We start from the raw sequence: 14,702 nt of genomic DNA on the forward strand, positions 1-14,702 counted from the left end.
CATCGATCCCCCCGCAAAGTGGCGCCGGACGGGGAGGGTGGGATGGTGGTATTTCCGCACGCTCGTCCCGGTACGCAAGGCTTGGGCGAGATGGATCGGTGGTCTTGTTGCTGCGCCCTGATCTTTCATATCTGTTTTGTGCATATCGAGAGAAGAAAGTATTCGTTCTTTTTGGTCAGCCGGCTCATTAACCTGTGTTCTCCAAAACAACAGAACATGCGGGAACGGATATGCTCAAGAAGATCATCAAATCGGTCGCCGCCGCCTTGGTGCTGGCACAAGCCGCACACGTGGCACAGGCGGCCGATATTTCGCTGCTCAATGTCTCCTACGACCCGACGCGCGAACTCTATGCCGACTACAACAAGGCTTTCGCCAAGTACTGGAAGCAAAAGACCGGTGACAACGTCACCATCAAGGCTTCCCACGGGGGCTCGGGCAAGCAGGGCCGTTCGGTGATCGACGGCATCGATGCCGACGTGGTGACGCTGGCGCTGGCCTACGACATCGACGAAATCTCGGAAAAGGCCAAGCTGCTGCCGGCCGACTGGCAAAAGCGCCTGCCGCACAACAGCTCGCCCTATACCTCCACCATCGTGTTCCTGGTGCGCAAGGGCAACCCCAAGGGCATCAAGGACTGGGACGACCTGATCAAGCCAGGTGTGTCCGTCATCACCCCCAACCCCAAGACCTCGGGCGGCGCCCGCTGGAATTATCTGGCGGCCTGGGCCTATGCCAAGCGCAAGGGCGGTAGCGACGACGCTGCCCGCGACTACATCGCCAAGCTCTTCAAGAATGTGCCGGTGCTGGATTCGGGCGCTCGCGGCGCCACCATCACCTTTGTCGAACGCGGCATCGGCGACGTGCTGCTGGCCTGGGAAAACGAAGCCCTGATCTCCCTGAAGCAATGGGGGCCCGACAAGTTCGATATCGTCGCGCCCTCCCTTTCCATCCTGACCGAGCCGCCGGTGGCGGTGGTGGACAAGGTGGCCGACCGGCGCGGTACCCGCAAGGTAGCCGAAGAATACCTGAAGTACCTGTACTCGGACGCGGGCCAGGAGATCATCGCCCGGAACTACTACCGTCCCATCGATCCCAAGATCGCTGCCAAGTACGCTGCGCAATTCCCGAAGCTGAATCTGGTGACCATCGACAAGGAGTTCGGCGGCTGGCAGAAGGCGCAGAAGACGCACTTCGCCGATGGCGGCACCTTCGACCAGCTCTACGCGCCCAACAAGAAGTGACCTGAACCTGCAAGAGGGACCGGCCTGGCCGGTTCCATCTACCCCTCAGCACAAGCACACGACATGAGCATCCTGTTACTGGCCGGCAGCCCCTCGGCCCCCTCCCGTTCCACCCGTCTGCTGCACCACGTCGGCGACAAGCTGGCCCGGCGCGGCCACCGCTACGCCCGCCTGGACGTGCGCGATCTGCCGGGGCAGGCCATCCTGCGCGCCGACTGGAACGATGCCGATATCCAGGCCGCGCTGGCCACTGTCGAAGAAGCTTCCGCCGTCGTGGTGGCCACCCCGGTCTACAAGGCGGCCTACAGCGGCATCCTGAAAGCCTTCCTGGATTTGCTGCCGCAGTTCGGGCTGACCAACAAGCTGGTATTGCCCCTGGCCACCGGCGGCAGCCAGTCGCACATGCTGGCGCTGGATTATGCGCTGCGCCCGGTGCTGTCGTCGCTGAACCCCCGGCACGTGCTGCCCAGCATCTACGCTACCGAGGCGCAACTGAGCTGGAGTGAAGAAAAAGGTCTGGTGCTGGACGCTCCCATCGAAGCCCGCGTCAATGAGGGCGTGGAGCAGTTGTCGGCCAGCCTGTCGGCCCTGGACGCCAGCCCGCTCAAGGTCAGTGATGCCGTCCTCAAATGATCAGCAGTTTTAAATTATTTAAATAATGTAAATAATTTAAATAATTAAAATAATTTTTATCACACCGGTTGAATTGTCGAAGCACAGGAGTCTTCCATGAACGTTTTCTGGTTTATCCCCACCCACGGCGACAGCCGCTATCTTGGTACTGCCGAAGGGGCGCGCCCGGTTACCCATGACTACATGAAACAGGTCGCCGTGGCCGCCGACACGCTGGGCTACGACGGCGTGCTGCTGCCCACCGGCCGCTCCTGCGAAGACGCCTGGGTGGCCGCGGCCAGCCTGATCGATGCCACCCGGCGCCTGAAATTCCTGGTGGCGGTGCGCCCCGGCCTGACTGCACCTGCGCTGTCGGCGCGCATGGCCGCCACCTTCGACCGCCTCTCCAATGGCCGCCTGTTGATCAACGTGGTCACCGGCGGCGATCCGGTGGAGCAGGAGAGTGATGGTGTCTTCGGTAGCCACGCCGAGCGTTATGAAATCTCCGATGAATTTCTCAAGATCTGGCGTGAGGTCCTGAGCAAGACCCATACCGGCGAAGAGACCCATTTCACGGGCAAGCACCTCAGCGTCAAGGGCGCCAAGGCGCTCTATCCGCCGGTGCAGCAACCCTATCCGCCACTGTACTTTGGTGGCTCCTCGGAAGAGGCCATCGACCTGGCCGCCGAGCAGGTTGATGTCTACCTGACCTGGGGCGAACCGCCCGCCGCGGTGGCCGAGAAGATCGCCCGCCTGCGCGAACGCGCCGCCCGGGCAGGGCGCACGCTGCGTTTCGGCATCCGCCTGCACGTCATCGTGCGCGACACCAATGAAGCCGCCTGGCGCGCCGCCGATGAACTCATCAGCCGTCTCGATGACGAGACCATCGCCAAGGCCCAGGCCAACTTTGCCCGCATGGATTCGGAAGGGCAGCGGCGCATGACCGCTCTGCACGGCGGCAGACGCGACAAGCTGGAAGTGAGCCCCAACCTGTGGGCTGGCGTCGGCCTGGTACGCGGCGGTGCCGGCACGGCACTGGTGGGAGACGGCCCGACGGTGGCTGCACGCATGAAGGAATATGCGGATCTCGGTATCGATACCTTCATCCTGTCCGGTTATCCGCACCTGGAAGAATCCTACCGTTTCGCCGAACTGGTGTTCCCGCTGTTGCCGCGTGCCCGGCGCGGGACCCCGACCGGCTACAACCTGACCGGTCCCTTCGGCGAGATCGTCGGCAATACCGAACTGCCCAAGGCCGCGCCGGTGCGCGTGTCGGCCAGCTGAGGTCAGCATGACGAGTGCCTCCGATACCGTACTGCCGGGCGCTGCCAGCGCCGCGCAGCCATCGGCCAAGACCAAGGCCGTCGCCAAGAAATCGCGCCCGCAGCGCGATGCCTGGATTGGCTGGATCCTGCCGCTGCTCTTGCTGGTGGGGTGGGAAATCGCCGCCCAGGGCGGCTGGCTCTCCAGCCGCATCCTGCCCGAACCGTTCGCGGTGCTCAAGGCTGCCTGGCAGCTCTCGGCCACCGGTGAACTGTGGCACCACCTGGCCGTCTCCAGCGCGCGTGCAGCCTCCGGCTTTGCCGTCGGTGCCGGGCTGGGGCTGATCCTGGGACTGCTCTCGGGCAGCCTGCGTTGGGCGCAATTGCTGCTCGATACCACCTTGCAGATGGTGCGCAACATCCCGGCGCTGGCCTTGATTCCGCTGGTGATCCTGTGGTTCGGCATCGATGAAACGGCCAAGCTGTTCCTGGTCGCCGTGGGCGTGTTCTTCCCGGTCTATCTCAATACCTTCCACGGCATCCGCGCGGTGGACCGGGGGTTGATCGAGATGGCGCGCAGCTATGGTCTGTCGGGCTGGCCGCTGTACCGCGACGTGATCCTGCCGGGCGCCTTGCCCTCCATTCTGGTGGGCCTGCGCTTTGCGCTGGGGCTGGTGTGGGTGCTGCTGATCGTGGCCGAGACCATTTCGGCGCAGGCCGGCATCGGCTACATGACCATGAATGCCCGCGAATTCCTGCAGACCGATGTGGTGCTGGTGGGCATCCTGTTGTACGCCCTGCTGGGCAAGCTGGCCGATACCGCGGCGCGGGTGCTGGAGCGCTACTGGCTGCGCTGGCATCCCGGCTACCAATGACATCCCCCATGAACGCATCAGGAACCCATCATGCGCAATGACCTCCAGGAACACCAGCAGTTGAGCCGCACCGCCGCCCGGGGCGTGGGCCTGAGACTGCGCGCCGTGTCCAAGGTATTCAGCGGCCGCAGCGTGCTGCACGACATCGATCTGGATATCGAACCCGGCGAATTCGTCGCCATCGTCGGTCGCAGCGGCTGCGGCAAGAGCACCTTGCTGCGCCTGGTGTCCCGGCTCGATGGCGCCAGCGGCGGCGAAGTCCGCTATGAACACGCCGGCAGCGGCCCGGCCGAGGTTCGCATCATGTTCCAGGATGCGCGCCTGCTGCCGTGGAAGCGGGTCCAGGCCAACGTGGCGCTGGGCCTGCCGGCGCAGGCGGCGCCACAAGCGCTCAAGGCGCTGCGCCAGGTCGGCCTGGAGCAACGCGCCGGCGAATGGCCGGCGGTGCTTTCCGGTGGCCAGCGTCAGCGTGTGGCGCTGGCGCGCGCGCTGGTGCACGACCCGCAATTGCTGCTGCTGGATGAACCGCTGGGCGCCCTCGATGCGCTCACCCGCATCGAGATGCAGACCCTGATCGAATCGCTCTGGCGCGAACGTGGTTTCACCGCCTTGCTGGTGACCCACGACGTACAGGAAGCCATCGCCCTGGCCGACCGCGTGCTGCTGATCGAGGACGGACGCGTGGCGCTGGACCAGCGCATCGACCTGGCGCGCCCGCGTTCACGCGGTCAGGCCCAGTTTGCCGCGCTGGAAGAAGCCATCCTGGCGCGGGTGCTGCGGCACCCCGGTAGCGAGGCGGTGACAGAGCCATCTGAAGCTTTCTTCACGCCACGTGGCGTACAGCAGGTGCAGTGGGCGGTGTGAATTTGAGCGCATGAAGGTTTGACCCGATTTTCGGTTTTGTAGTCGTATCCCATTTCAACCCCTGCGGCGCGGCAGGTACCGACGCCGTTTCATCAAGGAGCAAAGCATGACCATTCAAGCAATCAACGTCCGTAACCAGTTCAAGGGCAAGGTCAAGGCCATCATCGAAGGCTCGGTGGTATCCGAAGTGGATGTAGAAACCCCGGCCGGCATCGTGACCTCGGTCATCACCACCCGCTCCGTGAAGGACCTGGGCCTGACCATCGGCAGCGAAGTGGTGGCGCTGGTCAAGGCCACCGAGGTGTCGATCGCCAAGTTGTGATCGCATGAGCTCCCCGCCGGTGCGCATCGTCAGCGGCGCGGGATCTTTGCCCGCAGCCCCATGGCCTCAGGCATACTGCATGAATCATCACTCGCTGTGGAGCCTGCATGAGTCTGACCTCTCCTTCTTCCTCCATCACGCCGGCGCGGCTGGCGGATTTTCGTGTGCTGGTGGCACCGGGCCTCTCCGACAGCGGCCCGGAACACTGGCAGTCGCGCTGGCAGCGGCTGTATCCCGCCTTCGAACGGGTGCAGCAGGAGGATTGGGAAACCCCCGACCTGCCGCGCTGGTCGGCCCGCCTGGGCGAAGTGCTGGCGCGCGATGGCCGACCTACGGTGATCGTGGCGCACAGCTTCGGCTGCCTGACCACCGTGCATCGCACGGCGGCCCTGCAAGCGGCCTCCGAGGGCTCTGCGCATCCTATCGTGGCGGCCTTGCTGGTGGCGCCCGCTGACCCGGTCAAATTCAGCCTGAGCGCAGCGGTGCGGCACAAGCTGCCGTATCCCGCCTTGGTGGTGAGCAGCGAGAACGACCCGTGGATGAGCGCCGAGCGCGCCCGCCACTGGGCTGAGGCCTGGGGCGCGCAGTTCCGCTCGGTGGGCGCACGCGGCCACATCAATTCCGAATCCGGACTGGGCGACTGGACCGAAGGGCAACAGTGGCTGCTGGAGTTGCTCGAACGCATCAATTGAGCGTTTGCTGTCGCCGTTCTCAAGCGCATCAGGCCCGGTGAAGACCGCGGTTTATGCGCTTTTCTTCTAAAGACATGCAAAAAGCTTCGTTCTCTTTATAACCAGCGGGTGCGAATATCGCGCATCCATAGTCGCATTGGTAATAACAAGAGAACGACATGTCTTCTTCCCCTGTATCCCTTGCCGCCCCCGGGGCGGTGCCGGCCAAGGCCGCTGCCGGCACCAGTGGACGTGTGCTGCCCGGTTTCCGGCTGTCGCTGGGCTTCACCATCTTCTACCTGGCGCTGATCGTATTGATCCCGCTGTCGGCCTTGTTCCTGAAGACCTTCACCCTGACCTGGAGCGGCTTCATCGACGCGGTGACCTCGCCGCGCGTGATGGCTTCCTATCGCTTGAGCTTCGGCGCTTCGCTGATCGGCGCCTTCCTCAACGTGATCTTCGGCGGCATCGTGGCCTGGGTGCTGGTGCGTTATCGCTTCCCCGGCAAGCGCATCATCGATGCCCTGGTGGACCTGCCTTTCGCCTTGCCCACTGCGGTGGCCGGCATCGCCCTGACCACGCTGTATTCGCAGAACGGCTGGCTGGGCAAGCTGCTGGTGCCGCTGGGCATCAAGGTCGCTTTCACGCCGCTGGGCGTGCTGGTGGCGCTGACCTTCATCGGTCTGCCCTTCGTGGTGCGCACCGTGCAACCGGTGCTGGAAGAAGCCGAGCGCGAGCTGGAAGAAGCTGCCGCCAGCCTCGGTGCCAGCCGCTGGCAAACCTTTGTCCGGGTGATCTTCCCGACCATTCTGCCGGCGCTCTTGACCGGGTTTGCACTGGCGTTTGCGCGCGCCTCCGGTGAATACGGCTCGGTGGTCTTCATCGCCGGCAACATGCCGATGGTGTCGGAAATCACGCCCCTGTTCATCGTCACCAAGCTGGAACAATACGACTACGCCGGTGCCACGGCCATCGCCATGGTGATGCTGGTGGTGTCCTTCCTGCTGCTGTTGACCATCAATCTGCTGCAAGCCTGGACCCGCAAGCGCGGCCAGTCGGAAAGGAACTGAGATGAGCGCCACCCCCGGTTCCGCCCTCCACCAGGCCCAGGCGATTGCGCGTGGCGAACCGCCCTTGACGCCGGCTGCCACCACCGAACCGTTTTGGGTCCGGGCGCTGCTGATCGGCATCGCGCTGGTGTTCCTGACCCTGTTCCTGTTCGTGCCACTGGTGGCCGTGTTCTACGAAGCCCTGCGCAAGGGATGGGATGTCTATGTTGCGTCCATCACCGAAGCCGATGCCTGGTCTGCCATCAAGCTGACCCTCATCACCGCCGCCATCGCGGTACCGCTGAACCTGGTCTTCGGGGTGGCTGCCGCCTGGGCCATCGCCAAGTTCGAGTTCCGTGGCAAGAACGTGCTGCTGACGCTGATCGATTTGCCGTTCTCGGTCTCGCCGGTGATCTCGGGCCTGATCTACGTGCTGCTGTTCGGCCTGCAAGGTTATCTCGGCCCCTGGCTGCGCGAGCATGACATCAAGATCCTCTTCGCCGTGCCGGGCATCGTGCTGGCCACGCTCTTCGTGACCTTCCCGTTCGTGGCGCGCGAGCTGATCCCGCTGATGCAGTCGCAGGGCAGCGAGGAAGAAGAAGCCGCGCTGGTGCTGGGCGCCTCCGGCTGGCGCACCTTCTGGCACGTCACGCTGCCCAACATCAAGTGGGGCCTGCTGTATGGCGTGATCCTCTGCAATGCCCGCGCCATGGGCGAGTTCGGCGCCGTCTCGGTGGTCTCCGGTCATATTCGCGGCGAGACCAATACCATCCCGCTGCAGGTCGAGATCCTCTACAACGAATTCAACATCACCGGCGCCTTCGCCGTGGCGTCCCTGCTGGCCTTCCTGGCCCTGGTCACGCTGGTGATCAAGAGTGTCATCGAGTGGCGGCTGCACCAGCAGCATAGCGCCAGCGAACAAGTCTAAGGAGTCACCATGAGCATCGCAGTCCATCACATCCAGAAGCGTTTCGGCAGCTTCACCGCGCTCAACGACGTCTCGCTCGATTTTCCGACGGGCGAACTGACGGCCCTGCTGGGGCCGTCCGGCTGCGGCAAGACCACGCTCTTGCGCATCATCGCCGGTCTCGAATCGCCCGATTCCGGCCAGGTGCTGCTCGATGGCGAAGACGCCTCGGCACGCCACGTGCGTGAGCGCCAGGTCGGGTTCGTGTTCCAGCACTATGCGCTGTTCAAGCACATGACCGTGTTCGAGAACATCGCCTTCGGCCTGCGCGTCAAGCCGCGTGCGCAACGTCCCTCGGAGGCCATCATCGGCGAGAAGGTCAAGCGTCTGCTGGAACTGGTGCAACTGGACTGGCTGGCCGAGCGCTATCCGCCGCAGCTTTCGGGCGGCCAGCGCCAGCGCATTGCCTTGGCCCGTGCACTGGCGGTGGAGCCGCGCGTGCTGCTGCTGGACGAACCCTTTGGTGCCCTCGATGCCAAGGTGCGCAAGGAACTGCGCCGCTGGCTGCGGCGCCTGCATGATGAACTGCACGTCACCAGCATCTTCGTCACCCACGACCAGGAAGAAGCGCTGGAAGTGGCCGACCAGGTAGTGCTGATGAACAAGGGGCAGGTCGAGCAGATCGGCACGCCCGAGACGGTCTACAACCATCCGGCCTCACCCTTCGTCTACGGCTTTCTGGGCAATGTGAACCTGTTCCATGGCCGCCTGCATGAAGGCGTGCTTGACGCCGGTGGTGCGCGCTTCGAGGCCCCCGGCCACGACGATATCCGCGATGCGGCCGGGGTCGGTTTCGTGCGTCCGCATGACCTCGATGTGGAGCGCTACTCACCCGGCGCCGAAGGCATCGTGGTGCAACTGCGCCGCGCGCATGCCATCGGTCCGCTGGCGCAGCTGGAACTGGAACGCGACGACAATGCCGAGCTGATCGAAGCGGTCATCCCCAATGAACGTTTCGCCCAACTGGGCTTGAAGAACGGCGAGACGCTGGTGGTGCGTCCGCGCCGCCTGCAGGTCTTTGCACAGCAGGAAGGAGGGCAGGCACGATGAATTTCCAGCAGCTGCGTTCCATCCGCGAAGCCGCGCGTTGCGGCTTCAACCTGACCGAAGTGGCCAATGTGCTCTTCACCTCGCAACCCGGCGTGAGCCGCCAGATCCGTGAGCTGGAGGAAGAGCTGGGCGTGGAGATCTTCGAGCGCAACGGCAAGCGCCTGACCGGCCTGACCGAACCCGGCAAGGGCATCCTCGGCATCGTCGAGCGGCTCCTGCTGGAAGCCGAGAACCTGCGCCGTGCCAGCAAGGAATACGCCGGTGAGCAGAGCGGTACGCTCTCCATTGCCACCACCCACACCCAGGCGCGCTACGTGCTGCCGCGCGTGGTGCAGGCTTTTCGCGATGCCTTCCCGCAGGTGCGCATCGCCCTGCAGCAGAGCGCGCCGGAACACATCGCCGAATGGGTCATCTCGGGCAAGGCCGACATCGGCATCGCCACCGAAGGCCTGTCGCAGTTCAAGGAACTGGTGTCCTTCCCCTGCTATACCTGGAGCCACGTGATCGTGGTGCCGCAAGGCCATCCTTTGCTGGGGCTGGAGCAGGTCACGCTGGACGATCTCGGCACCTGGCCGCTCATCACCTACGACGTCGGCTTTACGGGCCGGGGCCACATCGATGAAGCCTTCCGCCAGGCCGGCATCGAACCGGACATCGTGCTCACGGCCATGGATTCCGACGTGATTCAGCAATACGTCTCGCTGGGCATGGGTGTGGGGCTGGTGGCCTCGATGGCGGTGGATCAGGGCAAGCATCAGGAGATGGTGGCCATCCATGCCTCGCACCTGTTCAAGGCCAATATCGCGCGGCTCGCAGTGCGGCGGGGAGCGTATCTGCGCGGCTATGCCTTCGATTTCATCCAGCAGTTCGCGCCGGAGCTCAAGCGCGCCGACATCGTCAATGCGCTCAATGAGGCCAATGCGCAATCCTGAAGGGACGGCCGGGCAGGGGAGACTGGCCAGATGGTGTGGCATGTCGCGGGGGAGTGGAACTGTACCGGGCCACTTCCCCGAAGTGACAGAACAAAGGCCGGGCAGTGTTTGCGCACTGTCCGGCCTTTGTCATTGCGGGCGGGGTGGTGCCGCTTACACCGTGCGGGTCGGTGTCGTGGTGAAGGTGCTGGTATCCGTACTGCTGGGCTGGGCGGTAGTGGACTGGGCCACTTGGGTGGACTGTCCGGTGGCTTTCAGGATGTCGTTGAAATTGATGGCTGGCTTCTTCTGCGCCTGCTGGCCGCCGGCTGGTGCGTTGCCGTGATAAATGGCGGAAATGGAATTGATCGACATGCGTACACTCCTCAAGTAAGGCTGTCCCCCGGGCAGCGCCCAGACCGGTATTGCCGGGGCAGTATAGGGGGGGACTTGGTGTCTGCTGCGGCGGTTTACCGAAACTTGCGCATCTTTACCTGTCCTGCATGGACGGCGTGCGCTGCTTACTTGCGCAGGCGCGCGGCGCACTGATCGCGCAGGCGGGTATCTTCGGGTGCATCGTCATCGGCCTGTGCCCCGTCCGGATGTGCGCACCGCCGGTAGCGGGCGACGTAGCGTTCAAACTCGGCGCGTGCCTGGGCCTTGGGCAGGCTGGCCAGTTTCAGGATGAAGCTGCGGCTGCCGATCTCGAAGTGCTGGTAATCGATGGGTTGTTTCCACTGGCCGCCCCAGACCAGGAATCCGTGTTCATAAAAGACGCTCACCACCTCCTCGGCCATGCCCGGTTGCAGCGGCATGCGTTGCAGATAGGCTGCGCCCTTCGGCGGCAGGACCTCCTGTTCGGTGCTGCCCGCCTTGCTGACATACGGGTTTTGCAGCGGGTTGATGTCGATGGCCGCGCCATAGGCATGCTTGGACCAGCCACCACCGCCCGTCATGGGCCGGCCATTGAAGGCCGAACTGTTGTTGGCGGCCATGGAGCGCTGGTCGTCGCCTTCATAGGCTTCCAGCGGCTGGGCACCGGCCAGCGGGAAGGAGCGCAGCAGCAGCTCGCCGAACAGCGCTTCCACCTGGGGCGCCAGGGCATCGAGTACCACCACGCTGCCGTGGCGGGTGGCGCCGTCGAAATCGGTGTAGTCGAAGCTGACCGTGGCCAGTTGCGTGCAGCGCACCGGATTGCCCGAGGTGATGACCTTGTTGTTGCGCATCTGGGCGCATTGGGCGGGCGAGACCGGCGTGATGTCGGCATGGGCGGCCAGCGGCAGGCACGTGGCCAGGACGCTGGCGGCAAGGGCCAGCAAGCGGCAGACAGGCAAGCGGGCGAGGGCAGGGAAGCGGGCGGTCGGAGTCGTCATGGAAGGCGATGATACGGGTTTTTCGCTGGGAAAGTGTTGACATGGATGCCACACTGCCTGTGATGGCTGACATCAAGATGCGCTGTTTTCTGACAGCCTCGGCGGGCCGGAGCGGGAATAATCGGGGTCCAGAAGCTGTCGAATTTCGGCAAGCGGGCGCTCTGTGCCTGGCGGGCCGCCATTTCGGCAAATCCCTTCAACAACCTTAGGAGGCATCACATGCAGATTCGTCACACCCTCTTGGCTGCCGCCGTATTCACCGCTGTTCTGGCGGGTTGCAACAAGCGCGACGAAGCGCCGGCCGCTCCTGCTGCCGCCCCGCCGGCCGCATCGGAACCGGCACCGGCAAGCACCGCCCCGACCACGCCGGCGCCGGCGGATTCCGGTACCGCTGCGGGCTCGACCGCCATGCCGGCCGCTCCGACCCCGACCACGCCTTCGGATTCCGCGGCCACCAGCCCGAGCACGCCGCCGGCCACCACTGGCGACAGCGGTACGCAAAAGTAAGCGCCACATCATAAGAGCCAACAAGAACGGCAATAGCCGCACCCTCTCCCGCAGTGGGAACAGCACTGCATACGCCGCGACGGGCGACTGTCGCGGCGTTTTCTTGTTTGGCGGGGGGCAGGGTGGATTGCGGCTTTTTCAGGGAAATGTGAAGCTTCTTGCTGATGACCTGACTTGCAGGCCGGATCTGTATCAGTGCGCGAAAAATCTTTCCGAACTTTTTTTTGCGGCCTGTAGTCGTACAGGTGGTTGAACTGTTCCTTCAACCTCCCTCTTGATAGGGAACTTGCCCGCAGTGTATTGGCTGCGGGCTTTTTTTTGTCTTGTGGGAGCCTTACGTGGTCATCCAAGTCCTCAAATTAACCTATGTTGCTACGCAAGTCAGTGATCTCGTAAAGATCTCGATGTAGGTTGAAAAGATGCCGAGTACCGAGATAGCTCGCTGCGCTCAAGATCCTGGTGCTTACCCCTGCAAGGTAATTCTTCCAGAAGCTGGCTGGTCAAGATCTAAGTTCAGTACTGCCATTCAAGTAGCGGTTTTCGCCGCTACTTCCCCCCATCCCCTTTCACCACCGCAATCATGGCCCCGAACGCCGGCCCCATATTGGCTTCCAGCGTCGGATACATGCGCGAGATGCTGCCATCCAGGTACAAGGCGTCACTGCATTTGAGTTCATCCCGAAGGAAACTGGCGAAATCGTAAAAGCTGATCGGATTGCGCGCAATGGCCAGCGTGACCATGCCGCCCGCGTCCAGGCAGACCGCATTGCGCACCACCTTGTTGGCCGAATCGGGATCGAAGCGCGGATTGATCTGGCCGTCCACAATCATCAAGGGCCCTGATTGCGTGGCATAGCGCGTCACGGCATTCCACAGGCCCAGCTCGGCTTGATAGTCGGAGGTCTCGACGATGTAAGCCTGACGCTCGCTCAACACGAACACCCCATTGGGTTGCAGATAGAAATTGCCATACGCGTTCTTGCGCGTATTGAGGCGGCGCAGCTGGTTGCCGCCTTCCACATACAAGCCCAGCGGCTGCAACTGCTTGTCATAGATGCCGGCATTGGTGGCACACACCATCTGCTGACCCTGATCGCGTAAATGCGCGTCGAGCCGGCTGAAATTGCCCAGCGGCGTGCCGTTGGCATCCTTCCAGTACATGCGGATGCTGTCGCTGCGCGGATCGGCGCGGCAGGTGCTGATGAAGACCCGGTGATACTGGTACTGGCGCACCTCGGCCGCCTGCGCCCGCGGGCTGTTGCCTCCCAGGAGCAGTCCCGGTACCAGGCTTGCTGTGGCCAGCAGTCGCAGGAGGGCAGGGTGCAGGTGGCGGGAGGGAAAAAGAGGGAAGCGAAGCATCGAAACCAGGTCTTGTTCTGCGGGAATGCGGAGGGCGAGGCGGTATTGTAAATGGCGCAAGCCGGGCTTGCCACGGGAAATCCGGATCAGGCCGCAAAGCCAGTCCCATCAAGCCTTTCAGGACAATGCACCGAATTGGATCTTGTTGCAGTGCGGTTCTGCACCGAATGTGGGAAAATGAAGAAAAACAGCATGAAATGTGCGCAAAATCGAAGTGGGCAGCGCATAAATGATGGGGTTTGACGAAATTTCAAAAAAAATTTGCCCCAAATGACGGCAGTGTTACACTCTGCCCCCATGTTGCGGCCAGCCTCCCGTAAAACGGGGTCAGGTATCCACAACCCTACGCGCGCCGGCCTGCTGGCCAGGTTACGGCGCCTCTTGAATCCATTCCATCCCGGAGGAAACGACAATGAAGTTTGCAAGCCGTCTGACCAAGATCGCCCTGGCCGCCGCCACCTTCGCCGGCTGTGCCGCCTCGGCCGGCCTGGCCCACGCCGAAACCGTCAAGATCGCCATCGCCGGTCCCCTGACCGGTGCCGTGGCCCAGTACGGCGACATGGTCAAGGCCGGTGCCCTCACCGCCATCGAACAGATCAACGCCGCCGGCGGCGCCAACGGCAACAAGTTCGAAGCCGTCATGATGGATGACGCCTGCGAACCCAAGCAGGCCGTGGCCGTGGCCAACAAGATCGTCAGCCAGAATATCAAGTACGTGATTGGTCACGTCTGCTCCGGCTCTACCATTCCGGCTTCCGATATCTACGAGAACGAAGGCGTGGTCATGATCACCCCCTCGGCCACTGCACCGCAGCTGACCGAAGCCAAGCCGCACAAGTTCATCTTCCGCACCATCGGCCGCGACGACCAGCAAGGTCCTGCCGCCGCCCGCTACGTGATCGAGAAGCTCAAGCCCAAGAAGGTCGCCGTGCTGCACGACAAGCAGTCCTACGGCCAGGGCGTGGCCTCCTCGGTGAAGGCGGCGCTGGATGCGGCCAAGGTGCCGGTGGTGGTGTTCGAAGGCATCAACGCCGGTGACAGCGACTACTCGGCCATCGTCACCAAGTTGAAGTCGCAGGGGGTGGACTTCGTCTATTTCGGCGGCTACCACCCGGAGATGGGCCTGATCATGCGCCAGGCGCGTGAGCAGGGCGTCAAGGCCGTCTTCATGGGCCCCGAAGGCGTGGGCAACAAGGACATCACCGCCATCGCCGGCCCGGCCTCCGAAGGCATGCTGGTGACCTTGCCGGCCGACTTCGCCGCCGACCCGGCCAATGCCGCCCTGGTCAAGGCCTTCGCTGCCGCCAAGCGTGACGCCAACGGTCCGTTCCAGATGCCGGCCTACTCGGCCGTGAAGATCATCGCCGACGCCATCACCGGCAGCAAGTCCACCGATCCCGAAAAGGTCGCGGCCTACATCCATGCCAACAGCTTCAAGACCCCCATCGGCAACGTCGAATACGACAAGAAGGGTGACCTGAAGGCCTTCAAGTTCGTGGTCTTCACCTGGCACAAGGATGCCACCAAGACCGAAGCCAAGTGATTCTCTTCGAATCGCTGGCCTGACTGTCTGACCTGACGTCAAACCGCGAAATGCCCCATTGCTTCGGAATGGGGCATTTCCACTTTCCGGGTT

Annotated in this window: 16 protein-coding genes; 13 read left to right on the forward strand and 3 right to left on the reverse strand. The window is 63.3% G+C overall.

What is annotated here, in order from left to right:
• Positions 1 to 230 precede the first annotated feature (230 nt).
• The 11 genes from HNO82_RS06750 (at position 231) to HNO82_RS06800 (ending at position 9,848) form a co-directional block, all read left to right on the forward strand.
• Positions 231 to 1,244 carry a sulfate ABC transporter substrate-binding protein gene (locus tag HNO82_RS06750; protein ID WP_175343165.1) on the forward strand — a complete coding sequence of 338 codons (1,014 nt, stop codon included), beginning with the start codon at positions 231 to 233 and terminating at the stop codon, positions 1,242 to 1,244.
• 63 nt (positions 1,245 to 1,307) lie between these two features.
• A complete protein-coding gene (gene ssuE, locus HNO82_RS06755; RefSeq protein WP_175343166.1) occupies positions 1,308 to 1,877 on the forward strand; it encodes an NADPH-dependent FMN reductase in 570 nt (189 codons plus the stop codon).
• Positions 1,878 to 1,973: 96 nt separating this feature from the next.
• Entirely contained in the window at positions 1,974 to 3,140 is a 1,167-nt protein-coding gene (gene ssuD, locus HNO82_RS06760; protein WP_175343167.1) for an FMNH2-dependent alkanesulfonate monooxygenase, read from the forward strand.
• Positions 3,141 to 3,147: 7 nt separating this feature from the next.
• Positions 3,148 to 3,993, forward strand: coding sequence for an aliphatic sulfonate ABC transporter permease SsuC (ssuC, locus tag HNO82_RS06765; RefSeq protein ID WP_175343168.1), 846 nt, complete (start codon positions 3,148 to 3,150; stop codon positions 3,991 to 3,993).
• A gap of 30 nt (positions 3,994 to 4,023) precedes the next feature.
• Positions 4,024 to 4,857, forward strand: a complete 834-nt coding sequence (locus HNO82_RS06770; RefSeq protein WP_175343169.1) for an ATP-binding cassette domain-containing protein — start codon at positions 4,024 to 4,026, stop codon at positions 4,855 to 4,857.
• 106 nt (positions 4,858 to 4,963) lie between these two features.
• Complete coding sequence (locus HNO82_RS06775; RefSeq protein ID WP_006464491.1) at positions 4,964 to 5,179, forward strand: TOBE domain-containing protein; 216 nt, start codon at positions 4,964 to 4,966, stop codon at positions 5,177 to 5,179.
• Between the two features lie 107 nt (positions 5,180 to 5,286).
• Positions 5,287 to 5,871: an RBBP9/YdeN family alpha/beta hydrolase gene (locus HNO82_RS06780; RefSeq protein WP_175343170.1), complete on the forward strand. Its 585-nt coding sequence runs from the start codon at positions 5,287 to 5,289 to the stop codon at positions 5,869 to 5,871.
• 158 nt (positions 5,872 to 6,029) lie between these two features.
• Positions 6,030 to 6,920: a sulfate ABC transporter permease subunit CysT gene (gene cysT, locus HNO82_RS06785; RefSeq protein WP_008327465.1), complete on the forward strand. Its 891-nt coding sequence runs from the start codon at positions 6,030 to 6,032 to the stop codon at positions 6,918 to 6,920.
• Position 6,921: 1 nt separating this feature from the next.
• A complete protein-coding gene (cysW, locus tag HNO82_RS06790) occupies positions 6,922 to 7,827 on the forward strand; it encodes a sulfate ABC transporter permease subunit CysW (protein ID WP_175343171.1) in 906 nt (301 codons plus the stop codon).
• Between the two features lie 9 nt (positions 7,828 to 7,836).
• Complete coding sequence (locus HNO82_RS06795) at positions 7,837 to 8,916, forward strand: sulfate/molybdate ABC transporter ATP-binding protein (RefSeq protein ID WP_175343172.1); 1,080 nt, start codon at positions 7,837 to 7,839, stop codon at positions 8,914 to 8,916.
• The gene (locus HNO82_RS06800; RefSeq protein WP_175343173.1) at positions 8,913 to 9,848 is read left to right on the forward strand and encodes a CysB family HTH-type transcriptional regulator; all 936 of its coding nucleotides are present in this window, start codon (positions 8,913 to 8,915) and stop codon (positions 9,846 to 9,848) included. The genes HNO82_RS06795 and HNO82_RS06800 overlap by 4 nt, the downstream gene beginning before the upstream one ends.
• 153 nt (positions 9,849 to 10,001) lie before the next feature.
• On the opposite strand, the gene HNO82_RS06805 is transcribed toward HNO82_RS06800, so the two are convergent.
• Both HNO82_RS06805 and HNO82_RS06810 read right to left on the reverse strand, forming a co-directional pair.
• The gene (locus HNO82_RS06805) at positions 10,002 to 10,202 is read right to left on the reverse strand and encodes a hypothetical protein (protein ID WP_008327471.1); all 201 of its coding nucleotides are present in this window, start codon (positions 10,200 to 10,202) and stop codon (positions 10,002 to 10,004) included.
• 146 nt (positions 10,203 to 10,348) lie between these two features.
• Positions 10,349 to 11,200 carry a M15 family metallopeptidase gene (locus HNO82_RS06810; protein WP_175343174.1) on the reverse strand — a complete coding sequence of 284 codons (852 nt, stop codon included), beginning with the start codon at positions 11,198 to 11,200 and terminating at the stop codon, positions 10,349 to 10,351.
• Between the two features lie 219 nt (positions 11,201 to 11,419).
• Between HNO82_RS06810 and HNO82_RS06815 the strand changes: the two genes are divergently transcribed.
• Positions 11,420 to 11,707 carry a hypothetical protein gene (locus HNO82_RS06815; protein ID WP_175343175.1) on the forward strand — a complete coding sequence of 96 codons (288 nt, stop codon included), beginning with the start codon at positions 11,420 to 11,422 and terminating at the stop codon, positions 11,705 to 11,707.
• A gap of 546 nt (positions 11,708 to 12,253) precedes the next feature.
• Here HNO82_RS06815 and HNO82_RS06820 read toward each other — a convergent pair.
• A complete protein-coding gene (locus HNO82_RS06820) occupies positions 12,254 to 13,066 on the reverse strand; it encodes a phosphodiester glycosidase family protein (protein ID WP_050978069.1) in 813 nt (270 codons plus the stop codon).
• 412 nt (positions 13,067 to 13,478) lie between these two features.
• Here HNO82_RS06820 and HNO82_RS06825 point away from each other — a divergent pair, with 412 nt between their 5' ends.
• Complete coding sequence (locus tag HNO82_RS06825) at positions 13,479 to 14,609, forward strand: branched-chain amino acid ABC transporter substrate-binding protein (protein WP_008327475.1); 1,131 nt, start codon at positions 13,479 to 13,481, stop codon at positions 14,607 to 14,609.
• Positions 14,610 to 14,702: the final 93 nt, after the last annotated feature.

It is taken from the genome of Herbaspirillum sp. C9C3 (assembly GCF_013359625.1).
Classification (GTDB): domain Bacteria; phylum Pseudomonadota; class Gammaproteobacteria; order Burkholderiales; family Burkholderiaceae_D; genus Herbaspirillum.

What these genes read in the sequence shown, in the direction of transcription:
- HNO82_RS06750 (WP_175343165.1), top strand. Translation starts at nt 231, where the DNA reads ATGCTCAAGAAGATCATCAAATCGGTCGCCGCCGCCTTGGTGCTGGCA.
- ssuE (WP_175343166.1), top strand. Translation starts at nt 1,308, where the DNA reads ATGAGCATCCTGTTACTGGCCGGCAGCCCCTCGGCCCCCTCCCGTTCC.
- ssuD (WP_175343167.1), top strand. Translation starts at nt 1,974, where the DNA reads ATGAACGTTTTCTGGTTTATCCCCACCCACGGCGACAGCCGCTATCTT.
- ssuC (WP_175343168.1), top strand. Translation starts at nt 3,148, where the DNA reads ATGACGAGTGCCTCCGATACCGTACTGCCGGGCGCTGCCAGCGCCGCG.
- HNO82_RS06770 (WP_175343169.1), top strand. Translation starts at nt 4,024, where the DNA reads ATGCGCAATGACCTCCAGGAACACCAGCAGTTGAGCCGCACCGCCGCC.
- HNO82_RS06775 (WP_006464491.1), top strand. Translation starts at nt 4,964, where the DNA reads ATGACCATTCAAGCAATCAACGTCCGTAACCAGTTCAAGGGCAAGGTC.
- HNO82_RS06780 (WP_175343170.1), top strand. Translation starts at nt 5,287, where the DNA reads ATGAGTCTGACCTCTCCTTCTTCCTCCATCACGCCGGCGCGGCTGGCG.
- cysT (WP_008327465.1), top strand. Translation starts at nt 6,030, where the DNA reads ATGTCTTCTTCCCCTGTATCCCTTGCCGCCCCCGGGGCGGTGCCGGCC.
- cysW (WP_175343171.1), top strand. Translation starts at nt 6,922, where the DNA reads ATGAGCGCCACCCCCGGTTCCGCCCTCCACCAGGCCCAGGCGATTGCG.
- HNO82_RS06795 (WP_175343172.1), top strand. Translation starts at nt 7,837, where the DNA reads ATGAGCATCGCAGTCCATCACATCCAGAAGCGTTTCGGCAGCTTCACC.
- HNO82_RS06800 (WP_175343173.1), top strand. Translation starts at nt 8,913, where the DNA reads ATGAATTTCCAGCAGCTGCGTTCCATCCGCGAAGCCGCGCGTTGCGGC.
- HNO82_RS06805 (WP_008327471.1), bottom strand. Translation starts at nt 10,202, where the DNA reads ATGTCGATCAATTCCATTTCCGCCATTTATCACGGCAACGCACCAGCC.
- HNO82_RS06810 (WP_175343174.1), bottom strand. Translation starts at nt 11,200, where the DNA reads ATGACGACTCCGACCGCCCGCTTCCCTGCCCTCGCCCGCTTGCCTGTC.
- HNO82_RS06815 (WP_175343175.1), top strand. Translation starts at nt 11,420, where the DNA reads ATGCAGATTCGTCACACCCTCTTGGCTGCCGCCGTATTCACCGCTGTT.
- HNO82_RS06820 (WP_050978069.1), bottom strand. Translation starts at nt 13,066, where the DNA reads ATGCTTCGCTTCCCTCTTTTTCCCTCCCGCCACCTGCACCCTGCCCTC.
- HNO82_RS06825 (WP_008327475.1), top strand. Translation starts at nt 13,479, where the DNA reads ATGAAGTTTGCAAGCCGTCTGACCAAGATCGCCCTGGCCGCCGCCACC.